Source organism: Pseudomonas sp. TMW 2.1634 (assembly GCF_001703595.1).
Taxonomy (GTDB): Bacteria; Pseudomonadota; Gammaproteobacteria; order Pseudomonadales; family Pseudomonadaceae; genus Aquipseudomonas; species Aquipseudomonas fragi.
In genome coordinates, this window is sequence record NZ_CP016849.1 from 5,335,971 (window position 1) to 5,351,250 (window position 15,280).

At 60.8% G+C, this 15,280-nt stretch carries 14 protein-coding genes; 12 read left to right on the forward strand and 2 right to left on the reverse strand.

Features of this window, described 5'->3' with window-relative positions:
* Nucleotides 1–79 precede the first annotated feature (79 nt).
* From BFC21_RS25385 to BFC21_RS25405, 5 genes are all read left to right on the forward strand, one after another.
* Nucleotides 80–1,057: a 2-dehydro-3-deoxygalactonokinase gene (locus BFC21_RS25385; protein ID WP_095005498.1), complete on the forward strand. Its 978-nt coding sequence runs from the start codon at nucleotides 80–82 to the stop codon at nucleotides 1,055–1,057.
* 1 nt (nucleotide 1,058) lies between these two features.
* The gene (locus tag BFC21_RS25390; protein ID WP_095005499.1) at nucleotides 1,059–1,688 is read left to right on the forward strand and encodes a 2-dehydro-3-deoxy-6-phosphogalactonate aldolase; all 630 of its coding nucleotides are present in this window, start codon (nucleotides 1,059–1,061) and stop codon (nucleotides 1,686–1,688) included.
* A gap of 32 nt (nucleotides 1,689–1,720) precedes the next feature.
* A complete protein-coding gene (gene dgoD / locus BFC21_RS25395) occupies nucleotides 1,721–2,869 on the forward strand; it encodes a galactonate dehydratase (protein WP_120266607.1) in 1,149 nt (382 codons plus the stop codon).
* A gap of 145 nt (nucleotides 2,870–3,014) precedes the next feature.
* Complete coding sequence (locus BFC21_RS25400; protein WP_095005501.1) at nucleotides 3,015–4,325, forward strand: MFS transporter; 1,311 nt, start codon at nucleotides 3,015–3,017, stop codon at nucleotides 4,323–4,325.
* Nucleotides 4,326–4,388: 63 nt separating this feature from the next.
* Complete coding sequence (locus BFC21_RS25405; RefSeq protein ID WP_095005502.1) at nucleotides 4,389–5,174, forward strand: IclR family transcriptional regulator; 786 nt, start codon at nucleotides 4,389–4,391, stop codon at nucleotides 5,172–5,174.
* A 58-nt stretch (nucleotides 5,175–5,232) separates the two neighbouring features.
* Here the strand turns inward: BFC21_RS25405 and BFC21_RS25410 are convergent, their stop codons facing one another.
* Nucleotides 5,233–6,297, reverse strand: a complete 1,065-nt coding sequence (locus tag BFC21_RS25410) for an NAD(P)-dependent alcohol dehydrogenase (protein ID WP_016779962.1) — start codon at nucleotides 6,295–6,297, stop codon at nucleotides 5,233–5,235.
* Between the two features lie 179 nt (nucleotides 6,298–6,476).
* On the opposite strand from BFC21_RS25410, the gene BFC21_RS25415 reads away from it, so the two are divergent.
* Nucleotides 6,477–7,370 carry an AraC family transcriptional regulator gene (locus BFC21_RS25415; RefSeq protein ID WP_088379271.1) on the forward strand — a complete coding sequence of 298 codons (894 nt, stop codon included), beginning with the start codon at nucleotides 6,477–6,479 and terminating at the stop codon, nucleotides 7,368–7,370.
* A 154-nt stretch (nucleotides 7,371–7,524) separates the two neighbouring features.
* On the opposite strand, the gene BFC21_RS25420 is transcribed toward BFC21_RS25415, so the two are convergent.
* The gene (locus BFC21_RS25420; RefSeq protein ID WP_120266608.1) at nucleotides 7,525–9,189 is read right to left on the reverse strand and encodes an electron transfer flavoprotein-ubiquinone oxidoreductase; all 1,665 of its coding nucleotides are present in this window, start codon (nucleotides 9,187–9,189) and stop codon (nucleotides 7,525–7,527) included.
* A gap of 546 nt (nucleotides 9,190–9,735) precedes the next feature.
* On the opposite strand from BFC21_RS25420, the gene BFC21_RS25425 reads away from it, so the two are divergent.
* The 6 genes from BFC21_RS25425 (at nucleotide 9,736) to BFC21_RS25450 (ending at nucleotide 15,258) form a co-directional block, all read left to right on the forward strand.
* The gene (locus tag BFC21_RS25425) at nucleotides 9,736–10,485 is read left to right on the forward strand and encodes an electron transfer flavoprotein subunit beta/FixA family protein (RefSeq protein WP_046809636.1); all 750 of its coding nucleotides are present in this window, start codon (nucleotides 9,736–9,738) and stop codon (nucleotides 10,483–10,485) included.
* Nucleotides 10,486–10,487: 2 nt separating this feature from the next.
* Complete coding sequence (locus BFC21_RS25430; RefSeq protein ID WP_016779965.1) at nucleotides 10,488–11,417, forward strand: electron transfer flavoprotein subunit alpha/FixB family protein; 930 nt, start codon at nucleotides 10,488–10,490, stop codon at nucleotides 11,415–11,417.
* Nucleotides 11,418–11,553: 136 nt separating this feature from the next.
* Nucleotides 11,554–12,372 carry an ABC transporter substrate-binding protein gene (locus BFC21_RS25435; protein WP_088379274.1) on the forward strand — a complete coding sequence of 273 codons (819 nt, stop codon included), beginning with the start codon at nucleotides 11,554–11,556 and terminating at the stop codon, nucleotides 12,370–12,372.
* Between the two features lie 9 nt (nucleotides 12,373–12,381).
* Nucleotides 12,382–12,738, forward strand: a complete 357-nt coding sequence (locus tag BFC21_RS25440) for a DUF4398 domain-containing protein (protein WP_016779967.1) — start codon at nucleotides 12,382–12,384, stop codon at nucleotides 12,736–12,738.
* On the forward strand, nucleotides 12,735–13,541 hold the full coding sequence (locus BFC21_RS25445; protein ID WP_088379275.1) for an OmpA family protein: 807 nt from the start codon (nucleotides 12,735–12,737) through the stop codon (nucleotides 13,539–13,541). The genes BFC21_RS25440 and BFC21_RS25445 overlap by 4 nt, the downstream gene beginning before the upstream one ends.
* A 247-nt stretch (nucleotides 13,542–13,788) precedes the next feature.
* Nucleotides 13,789–15,258, forward strand: coding sequence for a PLP-dependent aminotransferase family protein (locus tag BFC21_RS25450; RefSeq protein ID WP_088379276.1), 1,470 nt, complete (start codon nucleotides 13,789–13,791; stop codon nucleotides 15,256–15,258).
* The last annotated feature ends 22 nt before the right edge of the window (nucleotides 15,259–15,280 follow it).

The following is a 15,280-nucleotide window of genomic DNA, read 5'->3' on the forward strand; positions in this document are numbered from 1 at the left end:
GAGATTTATTGCAATCACGGTTTATAGTCGCCCGCACTGATCCACGGCATTCACTGCTAAAAACAAAACAGGTGAAGCGATGCAGGCGCAATTGATCGCGCTCGATTGGGGGACGACCTCTCTTCGTGCTTATTTACTCGGCCCCGGCGGGCAGGTGCTGAAAATGCGCGCCCTGGCCAGCGGCATCATGCAATTGCCGTCTACGCCACGGTGGGTTGCCGGCCACTGGTGTGCGAACGGCTTTGAGCTGGCTTTCGATGACGCCTGCGGCGACTGGCTCGCAACCGCGCCCGGCATCCCGGTCATCGCCTGTGGCATGGTTGGCAGCGCCCAGGGCTGGCGCGAAGCCCCTTATCGCCAAACCCCGGCCAGCTTCGCGGCCTTGAGCACCGCCCTGCAAGTGGTGCGCAGTGTGCGCGGCTGCGATGTCCATATCGTGCCCGGCGTGATCGAGCATTCAACCTTGCCCAACGTCATGCGCGGCGAAGAAACCCAGGTGCTGGGCGTGCTGCGCAGCCATCCACATCTGAACCAGTGCCTGATCGGCCTGCCGGGCAGCCACTGCAAATGGGTGCAGGTGCAGGACGGTGCTCTGGTGCATTTCGATACGTTCATGACCGGCGAGCTGTACGCCGCCGTTTGCGAGCACACGATCCTGGGCCGCACCCAGCGGCGCACCGCGCAATTCGATGACGCAGCGTTCGACCGCGGCGTGCAGGTGGCCTTGTCACCGCAGGGCCGGCTCGGCCCGCTGTCGACACTGTTCAGCGCCCGCACCCTGGGCCTGACCGGTCAGTTGAGTGCCACGCAGCAGCCCGACTATGTGTCCGGCCTGCTGATTGGCCATGAGCTGGCGGCGCTGCGCCACAGCCTCGGTGAGCAGCCACTGCCCGCGATCATCCTTATTGGCAATTCACAGCTGTGCGAACGCTACCAGCGGGCCCTGGCCGCCTGCGGCTTTGCGCAGGTGAGCCTGGCAGAACAGGCCACCGAACAGGGTTTATGGCACCTGGCCCATGCGGCGGGGTTACTCCAACACACTCATCTGGAGGGCTGAGATGCTCAAGCAAGCACTGGCAACAAACGGATTGATCGCCATCCTGCGCGGTTTGCGCCCGCACGAGGCACAGGCCATCGGCAAAGTTCTGTATGACGAGGGCTTTCGTACCCTTGAAGTGCCGCTCAATTCCCCCGAGCCCTATGAAAGTATTCGCATCCTGCGCAGCACCTTGCCCGCCGACTGCCTGGTCGGTGCGGGCACGGTGCTCACGCCGGAGCAGGTCGAACAGGTCAAGGCCGCCGGCGGGCAGGTGATCGTCATGCCCCATAGCGACCCCAAGGTGCTGCGCGCGGCCAGGGCGGCCGGTCTGTACCTGTCGCCGGGTGTGGCCACGCCCACCGAGGCCTTCGCCGCGCTGGCCGAGGGTGCCGATGTACTGAAGATGTTCCCGGCCGAGCAAATGGGCCCGGCCGTGGTCAAGGCCTGGCTGGCCGTGTTGCCGGCCGGCACGTTGCTGATCCCGGTGGGCGGGATTACCCCGGACAACATGCAAGTGTTTGTGGATGCCGGGGTGTCGGGTTTCGGGCTGGGTTCCGGCCTGTTCAAGCCCGGGATGAGCCCCGAGCAAGTGGCGGTTCGCGCCAAAGCCTATGTAAATGCCTGGAATGCCCGGCGTCAGGTCGCCTGACTGGCACCCCATCGAACAAGAGAGACAAGACGATGAAAATCACCAAACTCACGACGTACCTGGTTCCGCCGCGCTGGTTGTTCCTCAAGGTTGAAACCGACGAAGGCGTTACCGGCTGGGGCGAACCCGTGGTCGAAGGCCGCGCCCACACGGTGGCCGCTGCGGTGGACGAGCTGTCGGATTACTTGATCGGCAAGGACCCGCGCAATATCGAAGATATCTGGACGGTGCTTTACCGCGGCGGTTTCTACCGGGGCGGGGCGGTGCACATGAGTGCCCTGGCCGGCATCGACCAGGCGCTGTGGGACATCAAGGGCAAGGCGCTGGGTGTGTCGGTCAGCGACTTGTTGGGCGGCCAGGTGCGGGACAAGATCCGCGTGTATTCATGGATCGGCGGCGACCGCCCGGCCGACACCGCCCGTGCGGCAAAAGAGGCCGTCAGCCGTGGCTTTACCGCAGTGAAAATGAATGGCACCGAAGAGCTGCAATTTGTCGACAGCTTTGACAAGGTCGACCTGGCACTGGCCAACGTCGCCGCCGTGCGCGATGCGGTGGGGCCCAATGTCGGTATTGGCGTGGATTTCCATGGCCGCGTGCACAAGCCGATGGCCAAGGTGCTGATGAAAGAGCTGGACCCGTACAAGCTGATGTTTATCGAGGAGCCGGTGCTCAGTGAAAACTACGAGGCCCTCAAGGAACTGGCACCGCTGACCAGCACGCCGATTGCCCTGGGCGAGCGGCTGTTTTCGCGCTGGGACTTCAAGCGGGTGCTCAGCGAAGGCTATGTGGACATCATCCAGCCGGATGCGTCCCATGCCGGCGGCATCACCGAAACCCGCAAAATCGCCAACATGGCCGAGGCCTATGACGTGGCGCTGGCCTTGCACTGCCCGCTGGGACCGATTGCGCTGGCAGCGTGCCTGCAACTGGACGCCGTTTGCTACAACGCCTTTATCCAGGAACAAAGCCTGGGTATTCATTACAACGAAAGCAACGACCTGCTGGACTACATCAAGGACCCGGCCGTGTTCGACTACGACAAGGGTTTTGTGAAGATCCCCAATGGCCCGGGCCTGGGCATCGAGATCAACGAAGAGTATGTACAGGAGCGGGCGCTGACCGGCCACCGCTGGCGCAACCCGATCTGGCGCCACGCCGATGGCAGTTTTGCCGAGTGGTAATGCCACTCATGTAGTCGCTGCCGAAGGCTGCGAAGGGTTGCGCAGCAACACGTTATATCGCAAGCACCGATGGCCCCCTCGCAGCCTGCGGCAGCGACTACAGATTCAGCGTCGACCTCAATAAACATAAGAACGAGGCAAGCCCATGTCATCTGCAAGCACTGTCGCACCCGCGATTCTGGTGGCGCCGAGCCGCAAGCGTTTTTTTATCATGGTGTTGTTGTTCATCACCGTGGTCATCAATTACCTGGACCGCAGTAACCTGTCGATCGCTGCGCCCGCACTGACCAGCGACCTGGGTATCGACCCGATCCACGTCGGGCTGATTTTCTCGGCCTTCGGCTGGACGTATGCCGCCATGCAAATCCCCGGCGGCTGGCTGGTGGACCGGGTGCCGCCGCGTATCCTCTACAGCGTCGCCTTGCTGCTGTGGTCGCTGGCCACGGTGATGCTCGGTTTTGCTGCCAGCTTTATCGCCCTGTTCGTGTTGCGCATGGCGGTGGGCGCGCTGGAAGCCCCAGCGTACCCGATCAATAGCCGCGTGGTGACCACCTGGTTCCCCGAGCGCGAGCGCGCCACGGCCATTGGCTTCTACACCTCCGGGCAGTTTGTTGGCCTGGCGTTCCTGACCCCGGTACTGGCCTGGCTGCAGCACCAGTGGGGCTGGCACATGGTGTTTGTCAGCACCGGTGTGGTGGGGATTGTCTGGGCCGTGATCTGGTACGCGGTGTACCGCGAACCGCGGGAGTTCAAGGGTGCCAACCAGGCGGAAATCGATCTGATCGCCGAAGGGGGCGGGCTGGTGGATATCCAGAGCCAAACCGCCAAACGCAAGGCGCCGTTCAGTTGGCTGGACCTGGGCATCGTGCTCAGCAAGCGCAAGCTGTGGGGCATCTACCTAGGGCAGTTTTGCCTGAACTCGACGCTGTGGTTCTTCCTGACGTGGTTCCCCACTTATCTGGTGAAGTATCGCGGCATGGACTTTATCAAGTCCGGCCTGCTGGCTTCGCTGCCGTTCCTGGCGGCCTTCGTGGGCGTGCTGTGTTCGGGGTTTTTCTCTGACTGGCTGATCCGCCGCGGCCACTCGGTTGGCTTTGCCCGCAAGTTACCGATCATCGGCGGGCTGCTGATCTCGACGTCGATTATTGGCGCCAACTTTGTCGACTCCACGCCCCTGGTGATCGCGTTCCTGGCGCTGGCATTCTTCGGCAACGGGCTGGCGTCGATCACCTGGTCGCTGGTCTCGACCCTGGCCCCGGCGCGGCTACTGGGGCTGACGGGCGGGGTGTTCAACTTTATCGGCAACCTGTCGGCGATTGCCACGCCGATCGTGATCGGCTTTCTGGCCAGCGGCGACTCCTTTGCCCCGGCCATCACCTATATTTCGGTGCTGGCGCTGTTGGGGGCGCTGTCCTACATCCTGTTGGTGGGCAAGGTCGAGCGGATCGAGCTGTAGCCGTCTGCGGGCCGGGCGACCATAATGCTGCCCGGCTCCCATCCCTCAATGCAAAGGCTGGCTATGCAGGACGACTCCACGAAAATAGCACCCACCGGAACCCAAACCCTGCTCCGTGGCCTGGCGGTGGTACAGGCCGTGGCCAATGGTGCGCGTGATCTCAAGGACATCGCCCGGGTGATCGGCACCACGCGCAGCACGACCCATCGCCTCGCCAGTTGCCTGGTGGATGAACGTTACCTGCGGGTGTTGCCCAAAGTGGGCTATCTGCTGGGCCCCAAATTGATCGAACTGGGCTTTCAGGCCCGTGAGGAGTTGCCGCTGGTGACGCTGGCCGCGCCGTTTCTGGATCAGTTGTCGGCGTTGACCGGCGACACGATTCATTTGGCGGTGCGCGAGGGGGACGAAGTGCTGTACCTGCACAAGAACCCGGGGCGAAATGGCCCGGAAATGCGCTCGCGGGTGGGGCATCGCATGGCGCTGGTACGCACCGGGATCGGCAAGGCGATGCTGCTGGATGCCTCACTGGAGGAATGGCGGCGTTTATATGAGGCGGGGCTGAGTACCGGCGGCAAGAACCCGTTGTGGCCGGATCATCCGCAGCCGTCGTGGGAGCAGTTCGAGGCGCGGATGCGCAGTTATGTGGCGGGAGGGTATGCGTTCGACCTGGAAGACAACGAACCGTCGATCCGCTGTGTGGCGGCCCCGATCCGTGATGCCAGCGGACAGATCGTTGCGGCGATCAGCATCGCCAGTACCGTGCCCTATATGCCCCACGAGAAAATGACCGGGCTGATCCCGGTCATTACCCAAGCGGCGCAGCAGATATCGGCGCAGCTTGGCGGGTAAAGCTCAAGGCACATGACGGTGGGAGCGAGCAGGCTCGCTCCCACAAACGTCGATACGCTTAGGCTTTCAGCGTTTTCATGTCGATCACAAAGCGGTATTTCACATCGCCTTTGACCACGCGCTCAAAGGCTTCGTTGATGTTTTTGATGTCGAGCATTTCGATGTCGCAGGTAATCCCGTGCTCGGCACTGAAATCGAGCATTTCCTGGGTTTCGGCAATGCCACCGATCAGCGAACCGGCCAGTACGCGGCGCTTGAACACCAGGTTGAAGGCGTTCAGTGCTGGCTCAACCGGCTCGATCAGGCCCACCAGAATGTGTACGCCGTCAAAGGTCAGGGTTTCCAGGTACGGGTTCAGGTCGTGCGGCACCGGAATGGTGTCCAGCAGGAAGTCGAAGTGCCCGGCAGCGGCTTTCATCTGCTCGGGATCGGTGGACACGATCACATGGTCGGCGCCCTGGCGACGGGCTTCTTCAGCCTTGGCTTCGGAGCGGGTGAACAGGGTCACTTCAGCGCCCAGGGCCTTGGCGAACTTGATGCCCATGTGGCCCAGGCCGCCCATGCCCAGAATCCCGACCTTGTCGCCCGCTTCCACGCCGTAGTGAACCAGTGGCGAGTAGGTGGTGATACCGGCGCACAGCAGAGGTGCGGCGCTGGCCGGGTCGAGGTTTTTCGGGATGCTCAGCACGAAGTGTTCGCTGACGACCATCTTGTCCGAGTAACCGCCCATGGTCAGGGTGCCGTCGATGCGGTCCGGGCTGGCGTAGGTCTGGGTCATGCCTTCCAGGCAGTATTGCTCCAGGTCTTCCTTGCACGCCGAGCAGGTGCGGCACGAATCGACCATGCAGCCCACGCCGACCAGATCGCCGACCTTGTGCTTGGTGACTTTATCGCCAATGGCCGTAACCTTGCCGATGATTTCGTGGCCTGGCATCAGCGGGTAAGTGGCGAAGCCCCAGTCATTGCGCGCCTGGTGGATGTCGGAGTGGCAAACGCCGCAGTACAGCACTTCGATGGCAACGTCGTCCGGTCGTGGGGCGCGACGGTTGAACTGCATGGGCGCCAGAGGTGCCTTGGCATTCTGGGCGGCATAACCGATAGCGTTGTAAGTGACTGTGGACATGTGAACCTCGCGAAACGTTAACTGTGGAGAGGGGGCGATTTTGCGCCTGGTTGCTTTGCAGGACTATGACGATTCCTCCGCCTGTCATGCCTATTACTCCGGAGTGTCGGGCCGGCTGTCGCTTTATTGACCAATTCTGCGAAGATGCGGCTGTCTATTCCTCCTGTGAACCTTTATCCATGTTTTTGACCCGTCATCGCGACGAGAATGCCGCGCTGGTGTCTCTGATCGAACCCTTGGCAACACAGACCGGTTTTGTGTCGACCCTTTTGCCTGAAGTCCGGGTGGTTTCTGCGTGCCGGGTGGTGGCCCGGATGCCGCAGATCTATGAGCCTAGCCTGATGGTGATCGCCCAGGGCAGTAAATTGGCCTATCTGGGCCAGCGCACCCTGGAATATGGCGCCGGGCATTATCTGGTGCAGGCGCTGGCGGTGCCGTTCGAGTGCGAAACCTTCGCCAGTGAAGAAATGCCGCTGTTGGGGGTGGCCATCAGTATTGATCGTGCAGTGCTGGGTGAGCTGGTGCTGGCAATGGGCCTGACAGCGGATCGCAATGCCGTGGCGCAGACGCCGGAGTCCATGACCTCGGCGGTGCTGGATGACGACATGCGCGAGGCGGTGGAGCGCTTGCTGCGTTGTCTGCATGACCCGCTGGAGTGCCGGATTATGGGCCAGGCGCGTTTGCGCGAGGTGTTGTTTGCTGCGCTGCGCGGGCCGCAGGCGGGGGTATTGCGGGCTTTGGTTGAGCAGCAAGGGCAGTTTGCCCGGGTGGCGGCGTCGTTAAGCTATTTGCACGAGCACTTTGCCCAGCCGCTGAATGTCGAGACCCTGGCCCGTTGCGCAAACATGAGCGCGTCCACCTTTCATGAGCATTTCAAGCGCAGCACGTTGTTGTCGCCGGTGCAGTACCTCAAGCGGTTGCGGTTGTTGCGCGCGCAGCAGTTGCTGCTGAGCGAGGGCTTGGGGGTGGCGCAGGTGGCGGAGCGGGTGGGTTATCAAAGTACCTCGCAGTTCAGTCGCGAGTACAAGCGTTACTTCGAACGCAGCCCGGGGCATGAAGGGGTGGGGTGCTAGTCAATCGGTGTGACAGGCGTGTTGTGGGAGCGGGCTTGCTCGCGATGCGGGCAGCGCAGGCTGTCAGGCAAGGCTGGGCGATCCCATCGCGAGCAAGCCCGCTCCCACAAAAAAGCCGGGGGCAATAAAAAGGCTCCCGAAGGAGCCTTTTGACTTACATGTTCGGGTAAGTCGGCCCGCCGCCACCTTCCGGGGTGACCCAGGTGATGTTCTGCGAAGGGTCCTTGATGTCGCAGGTCTTGCAGTGCACGCAGTTTTGCGCGTTGATCTGGAAGCGCTTCTCGCCGCTTTCCTGGGTGATCACTTCGTACACACCCGCCGGGCAATAACGCTGCGCAGGCTCGTCGTAGAGCGGCAGGTTAACGCTGATCGGGATGCTCGGGTCGCGCAGCTTGAGGTGGCACGGCTGCTCTTCTTCGTGGTTGGTGCTGGAGATAAACACTGAGCTGAGCTTGTCGAAGCTGAGCTTGCCGTCCGGTTTCGGGTAGTCGATCTTCTTGCAGTCCTTGGCCTGTTTCAGACACGCATAGTCTGGCTTGGTGTCGTGCAGGGTGAACGGCAGTTTGCCGCCGAAGATGTTCTGGTCCATCCAGTTGAAACCGGCGCCCATGATCGGACCGAACTTGTGCATTGCCGGGCCGAAGTTACGGCTGGCGAACAGTTCGTCGAACAACCAGCTGGCCTTGAAGGCTTCAACGTAAGTGTCGAGTGCATCACCGCCTTCGGAGCCAGTCAGCAGTGAGTCGGCCACGGCTTCTGCTGCAAGCATCCCGGACTTCATGGCGGTGTGGCTGCCCTTGATCTTCGCTACGTTCATGGTGCCCAGGTCGCAACCGATCAGTGCGCCACCGTTGAAGACCATTTTTGGCAGCGAGTTCAGGCCGCCCTTGGCCAGGGCGCGTGCGCCGTAGCTGATGCGCTTGCCACCGTCCAGGTACTGTTTGAGTACCGGGTGGTGCTTGAGGCGCTGGAACTCGTCGAATGGCGACAGGAAAGTGTTGCTGTAGGACAGGTCAACGATCAGGCCGACAACCACCTGGTTGTTTTCCAGGTGATAGAGGAACGAACCCCCGGTGTTTTCGCTGCTGACGATGTCCAGCGGCCAGCCTGCAGTGTGTACCACCAGGCCTGGCTGGTGCTTGGCCGGGTCGATTTCCCAGATTTCCTTCAGGCCGATGCCGTAGTGCTGGGCGTCGGCTTCGCTGTCGAGCTTGAAGCGCTCGATCAGTTGCTTGCCCAGGTGGCCACGGCAGCCTTCGGCAAACAGGGTGTACTTGCCGCGCAGTTCCATGCCCGGGGTGTACAGGCCTTCCTTGGGGTTGCCTTCGCGGTCAACGCCCAGGTCGCCGGTGATGATCCCGCGCACCACATTGTTTTCGTCGAACAGCACTTCTTGAGCAGCAAAGCCCGGGTAGATTTCTACACCCAGGTTTTCGGCCTGCTGTGCCAGCCAGCGGCACAGGTTGCCCAGGGAGATGATGTAGTTGCCTTCGTTGTGCATGGTTTTGGGCACAAACAGGTCTGGCACCTTGGTCGCGGTGCTGTCGCTGCGCAGTACATAGATATCGTCGCGGGTGACCGGAGTATTGAGCGGAGCGCCAAGCTCTTTCCAGTCCGGGAACAATTCGTTCAGGGCGCGGGGTTCGAATACCGCACCGGACAGGATGTGAGCACCGACTTCGGAGCCTTTTTCAACCACGCAGACGCTGATTTCTTTACCGGCTTCGGCGGCCTTCTGCTTCAGGCGGCAGGCGGCGGACAAACCGGCAGGGCCGGCGCCGACGATGACCACGTCGAATTCCATGTATTCGCGTTCCACAGGTTCTCTCCTACTCAAGGCTCAACGGTATTTTTCTAATTGGAGGTTTGGCGTTTCATCCATTATTCCCTCGGCGCAGGCCAAGGACGCAATGGATGAGGCGCCGCTCTCTCTATAAGGCCGGGCATTATATCTACACCACTGGCAGGGTCCAATACAAACGTTTGTTTGAATTCACTGCAAGCCAGACAAATCAAAGACGCGCGGCTTGAAACTGGCCCATTTGCTGTATTGACCGCAAATGGTGTTCCGGTCAAGATACGGGCGGTTTTGCGCTCGCCGTAGGCTGATTGTCGGTTTCAAGAGCACCTCTAAAGACAGGGCACAGGCACACGCCAGTGGGAGCCTGCCATTTTTGCAGCGGAGTTTACACGTCCTTTTGGTGGATGACTTGTTAGTCACATCGGACAGACGGTCGCAGGGGCAGTCGCTGGTACCCGTCTATTAATAAGGCAACGATCTTTGGAGGTGCCCTTGTGCTGACGAGCATCAACCGCCAGGTTCGCCTAGGCGACTTTCTTTTCACCGGAGAGTAACGAGGAATCCATGAAGGTTCTTGTAGCTGTCAAACGAGTGGTCGATTACAACGTTAAAGTGCGCGTCAAGGCGGACAACTCCGGCGTTGACCTCGCCAACGTCAAGATGTCGATGAACCCCTTCTGCGAAATCGCCGTGGAAGAAGCCGTACGCCTGAAAGAGAAAGGCGTTGCGACTGAAATCGTCGTCGTCTCCATCGGCCCGACCACTGCTCAGGAACAGCTGCGTACCGCGCTGGCTCTGGGTGCAGATCGCGCCATTCTCGTCGAGTCCGCCGAAGACCTGACCTCCCTGGCCGTGGCCAAGCTGCTCAAGGCCGTTGTCGACAAGGAACAGCCTCAGCTGGTGATCCTGGGCAAACAGGCCATCGACAGCGACAACAACCAGACTGGCCAGATGCTGGCTGCACTGACCGGTTTCGGCCAGGGTACGTTCGCGTCCAAGGTTGAAGTGGCAGGTGACAAGGTTGCCGTGACCCGTGAAGTCGACGGCGGCGCGCAAACTGTTTCGCTGAGCTTGCCGGCGATCATCACCACCGACCTGCGTTTGAACGAGCCGCGTTATGCGTCCCTGCCAAACATCATGAAAGCCAAGAAAAAGCCGCTTGAAGTGCTGACGCCAGACGCGTTGGGTGTTTCGACTGCTTCGACCAACAAGACCCTGAAAGTTGAAGCCCCGGCTGCACGCAGCGCGGGTATCAAGGTCAAGTCGGTGGCTGAACTGGTCGAGAAACTGAAAAACGAAGCGAAGGTAATCTAATCATGACTATCTTGGTAATCGCAGAACACGACGGCAAGGCACTGGCTCCGGCCACGCTGAACACCGTAGCCGCTGCCGCTAAAATCGGTGGCGACATCCACGTTCTGGTTGCAGGCCAGGGCATTGGCGCAGTCGCTGAAGCCGCTGCACAGATCGCTGGCGTGGCCAAAGTACTGGTTGCTGATAACGCGGCTTACGCCCATCAGTTGCCGGAAAACGTTGCTCCGCTGGTTGCAGAGCTGGGTGCCGGCTACAGCCACATCCTGGCCGCCGCGACCTCCAACGGCAAAAACATCCTGCCGCGTGTTGCTGCACAGCTGGACGTTGACCAGATCTCCGAGATCATCTCGGTGGTCAGCGCCGACACCTTCACCCGCCCGATCTACGCCGGTAACGCCATTGCTACCGTGCAGTCCACTGCGCCAGTGAAAGTGATCACCGTGCGTGCCACCGGTTTCGACCCGGTTGCCGCCCAAGGGGGTTCGGCAGCGGTTGAAGCGGTTGCAGCGGTTCACGATGCTGGCACTTCCTCGTTCGTGGGTGAAGAACTGGCCAAGTCGGACCGTCCTGAGCTGACCGCAGCCAAAGTCGTGGTTTCCGGCGGTCGTGGCATGCAGAACGGCGACAACTTCAAACTGCTTTACACCCTGGCTGACAAGCTGGGTGCTGCGGTTGGCGCATCGCGTGCCGCTGTGGACGCAGGCTTTGTACCCAACGATATGCAGGTCGGTCAGACCGGTAAAATCGTTGCGCCACAGCTGTACATCGCGGTGGGCATTTCCGGCGCGATCCAGCATCTGGCCGGCATGAAAGACTCCAAGGTGATCGTTGCGATCAACAAGGACGAAGAAGCACCGATCTTCCAGGTGGCCGATTACGGCCTGGTAGCGGACTTGTTCGAAGCAGTACCTGAGCTGGAGAAGCTGGTTTAATCCAGTCGCTTCACTTATAAAGAGCCCGGTGACCGGGGCGTGGGGAAGGGCAGGGCACTCAGTGTTTTGCCTGCTTTCACCGCCCGGGTAACCGGGCTTTTTTATGTCTGTCAATTGTGGAGGGAGCGTGAGGGGTATGGATATGCGTCAGATCAGCAGGCTGCTGGCAGGGCTGGCATTGTTGCCATTGCTGGCCGAGGCGGCGGGCAAGTGCGAGCGGCTGATTGTCACCGGCAGCCCCGATGCGCCGCCTTACCTGTGGCGCGACCCGGCCGACCCGGCGCATTTGATCGGTGCCAGCGCCGACCTGATCCAGCAGGCAGGGCAAGAGCTGGGGATCAAGGTTGAAGTGCTGTATGGCGGCAAGCGCGCCCAGGCCCAGGACGAAGTGCGCACCGGGCGCATGGACATGCTGCTCGATGCGCCGCTGACGGTAGCCGGGCTTTCATCTTTTGATTACATCCACCCGCCGCTGGTGCGCAACGATTACCTGGTGTGGACGCGCAAGGACTCGCCCCTGATCTACGAAACGCCCGCAGATTTGCATGGGCACAGGGGGGCTGTCTCGCAAAAGGCCCGTTTAAGCGAGACCTTCAACGAGTTTGCCCGGCATCAACTGACCCTCGAGCCCCAGCCCGGGTTGACCCAGGCTTTTCAGAAGCTGCTGCTGGGGCAGGCCGAGTACGTATTGGCCGGGCGCTACGCCGGTATGGCCACAGCGCAAACCCTGGGTATTGCCGACGATTTGCTGGCGCACCCACAACCGGTCGATCAGCCAGGGCTGTTTTTGGCGGTTTCCCACGACTCGGCCTGCAATGAGCCGTGGTTGCGCGGACAGCTCGCCAAAAAGATGACAGAATTGCCCGCCTCCGGCCTGACCGAGGCGGTAGTGCAACGCAACCTGGAGCGGTGGAAAACCCAGCTGCAACAACCGCTCAGCGCCCCAAAACAGTAGGAATCCCTAGTGACAATTCGACCTCTTTTCGCTGCCCTGGCCGTTGTGGCTCTGGCGGGTTGTGCAGCCGATCCTGCGCCGAATGAACAATTGCGTTTGACCGAACAGGCCCTGGAACAAGCCAGGGCGGTGGGTGCCAAGGCCGATGATCTGGCTGAGCTAAAACAAGCCGAAGACAAGCTGGCCCAAGCGCTGGCCGATATGGCTGATGAATCCTACAAAGACGCCCGCATGCACGCTGAGCAGGCCGAGCTTGACGCCCGGTTGGCCGAAGCGCGTGTGCTGACGCAAAAAAGCCAGGAACAATTGAACGTGCTCAATACCCGTATCGCGCGCTTGCGCAAACAACTGGCGGAGGCGCAATGAGCCTCAAACCCTTAGCTTGCATGGGGGCGCTGGTGGTCGGCCTGAGCGGTTGCGCCGGCCATCACAACAGCGAACAAGCCTTGCAGCAGGCCAGCACGGACTTCCAGGCCGTCAAGGAAGACACCCATGTGTTGCGTATCGCTCCCAAGGACGTGATCCGTTCCGGGGAGTCCCTGGCGCGAGCCGAGCGTTTGTCCAGCTATTGGGGCAGCGGTGATGACGTTGCGCATTACGCCTACTTGAGCCAGCGCTACAGCGAAATCGCCCGCGAGCATACCCAGCAAGTGCTGAATGAAGAACGCGCGGCCAAGCTCGAACTGGAGCGTCAGCGCCTGCAACTGGCCTTGCGCGAAGCCAAACTGTTGAGTGTTCAGCAGCAGGGCCAGTGGCTGGAAGAGCAAATCATCAGCCTGGCCACGACCCAGACCGATCGAGGCCTGGTCATGACCCTGGGCGACGTGCTGTTTGATACCGGCGAAGCCGACTTGAAAAATTCGGCCAACCGCACGGTGCTCAAGCTGGTGCAGTTTCTGCAACTCAACCCCAAGCGCATAGTGCGAATCGAGGGTTACACCGACAGCACCGGCGGCACGGAGGATAACCTCAAGTTGTCCCTGGCCCGTGCCCAGGCAGTGGCGGATGTGCTGATTGATCTGGGGATCGATGAAAAGCGCATCCAGGTGCAAGGGTATGGCGACCAGTACCCGGTGGACGTGAACGCAAGTGAACGTGGGCGGGCCCAGAACCGTCGTGTTGAAATTGTCTTTTCTGACGAAAAAGGCCAGTTGGGCGCTGCTCGCTAAAACCGCGATTTGGTTGGACTGTGGGAGCGGGCTTGCCCGCGATTGGAGCGGCTCGGTGTGCCAGGCGGACCGCGGTGCTGCCATCGCGGGCAAGCCTCGTTCCCCACAACGTCATTATCCGCACCCATACAGTTACCCCCGCACTCGGGCTGTACGGTTGAGATAAGTGACAACTGTGCCCGTACACTTCTAAACTGTTCCGGTATTGTTCCCACAAAAATAAAGCCTGAACATCGAGTGCGGCGCCATGACCAACCTTTTGCTTTACCAACGTATCGCCCAGCAGTTGGCTGAAGATATCCGGCGTGGCGTTTATCAGCCGGGCGAGCGCGTGCCTTCGGTGCGCAAGATGAGCTCGCAGCTCAACGTCAGCCATGCCACGGTGTTGCAGGCCTACGCCAATCTTGAAGACCAGGGGCTGATCCGGGCGCGGCCACAGTCCGGCTACTACGTTCACCAGACCCCGGCCCTCACCGCGCCCACTCCGGATATCGCCCGTGTCGAGCGCCCGGGGCTGGTCACCCGCAGCAGCATTATCCAGCAAGTTTTGGTCGAGTCTCGCCGCGAAGGCGTGTTCCCGCTGGGCGCGGCGGTGCCCAGTGTCGATTACCTGCCTGTGCGGGCGCTGCACCAGCAATTGGCTAAGGTCACGCGCTTTCACAGCCCGCGGGCGTTCAGCTATATGTTCAGCCCCGGCTTCGAACCCCTGCGCCGACAGGTGGCCATCCGCATGCGCGACGCCGGGGTGGTGGTTGATCCGTCTGAGGTCATCATCACCCACGGCTGTGTCGATGCCCTGCAAATGTCATTACGGGTGCTGACCCGCCCCGGTGACCTGATTGCGGCTGAGTCACCGACTTACTACGGCTTGCTGCAACTGGCTGACCTGCTGGGTTTGAAAGTCATTGAGATCCCCAGTGACCCGGCCACCGGCATGAGCCTTGAGGCCCTGCAACTGGCCGCCAACCAATGGTCGATCAAGGCCCTGGTGCTGACCACGCGCCTGAGCAACCCGCTGGGCGGAACCATGCCTGAAGAGCGGCAAAAGCAACTGCTGCGCCTGGCTTCAGACTTTGATATCCAGATTGTCGAAGATGATATCTATGGCGAATTGATGTTCGAGGTCGGACGCACCAAGGCCCTGAAAGCCTATGACCGCCTGGATCGGGTGATCTACTGTTCGAGCTTTTCCAAAACCCTGTCACCCGGTGTGCGTATCGGCTGGATGATTGCGGGTAAATTTCAGCAGGAAATCCAGCGTCTGCAAACCTTTACCACCCATTCGGCGTGCAGCGTGACCCAAATGGGCGTGGCGGCTTACCTTGAAAATGGTGGTTACGACCGCCATTTACGTTTCATCCGCCAGGAATACAGAAAAAACCTCAGTGCGTTCCAGCTGGCCGTGCAGCAGCACTTCCCGGAAGGCACACAGATGTCCCGCCCCAGCGGCGGTTTTATCCTGTGGGTCAGTTTGCCGGGGCGGGTCAATACCCAGGAGCTGCATGTGCGGGCGCTGCAACAGGGCATCAGCATCGCGCCGGGGCTGATTTTCAGTAACACCGAGCAGTTCAATCATTGCATCCGGTTAAACTGCGGTACGCCCTGGAATCGAGAAGCCGAACGGGCCCTGATGACACTTGGCATGCTTGCCAAGCAGCTCTGCCAGGAAGCGGCAGGTCTGTATGGCGGCTCGGCTACAGCCGGGATGGCATTTTGACTATAATTACCTTGTTCCCCTG

What these genes read in the sequence shown, in the direction of transcription:
- BFC21_RS25400 (WP_095005501.1), top strand. Translation starts at nt 3,015, where the DNA reads ATGTCATCTGCAAGCACTGTCGCACCCGCGATTCTGGTGGCGCCGAGC.
- BFC21_RS25450 (WP_088379276.1), top strand. Translation starts at nt 13,789, where the DNA reads ATGACCAACCTTTTGCTTTACCAACGTATCGCCCAGCAGTTGGCTGAA.
- BFC21_RS25425 (WP_046809636.1), top strand. Translation starts at nt 9,736, where the DNA reads ATGAAGGTTCTTGTAGCTGTCAAACGAGTGGTCGATTACAACGTTAAA.
- BFC21_RS25390 (WP_095005499.1), top strand. Translation starts at nt 1,059, where the DNA reads ATGCTCAAGCAAGCACTGGCAACAAACGGATTGATCGCCATCCTGCGC.
- BFC21_RS25435 (WP_088379274.1), top strand. Translation starts at nt 11,554, where the DNA reads ATGGATATGCGTCAGATCAGCAGGCTGCTGGCAGGGCTGGCATTGTTG.
- BFC21_RS25410 (WP_016779962.1), bottom strand. Translation starts at nt 6,297, where the DNA reads ATGTCCACAGTCACTTACAACGCTATCGGTTATGCCGCCCAGAATGCC.
- BFC21_RS25405 (WP_095005502.1), top strand. Translation starts at nt 4,389, where the DNA reads ATGCAGGACGACTCCACGAAAATAGCACCCACCGGAACCCAAACCCTG.
- BFC21_RS25385 (WP_095005498.1), top strand. Translation starts at nt 80, where the DNA reads ATGCAGGCGCAATTGATCGCGCTCGATTGGGGGACGACCTCTCTTCGT.
- BFC21_RS25415 (WP_088379271.1), top strand. Translation starts at nt 6,477, where the DNA reads ATGTTTTTGACCCGTCATCGCGACGAGAATGCCGCGCTGGTGTCTCTG.
- BFC21_RS25445 (WP_088379275.1), top strand. Translation starts at nt 12,735, where the DNA reads ATGAGCCTCAAACCCTTAGCTTGCATGGGGGCGCTGGTGGTCGGCCTG.
- BFC21_RS25430 (WP_016779965.1), top strand. Translation starts at nt 10,488, where the DNA reads ATGACTATCTTGGTAATCGCAGAACACGACGGCAAGGCACTGGCTCCG.
- dgoD (WP_120266607.1), top strand. Translation starts at nt 1,721, where the DNA reads ATGAAAATCACCAAACTCACGACGTACCTGGTTCCGCCGCGCTGGTTG.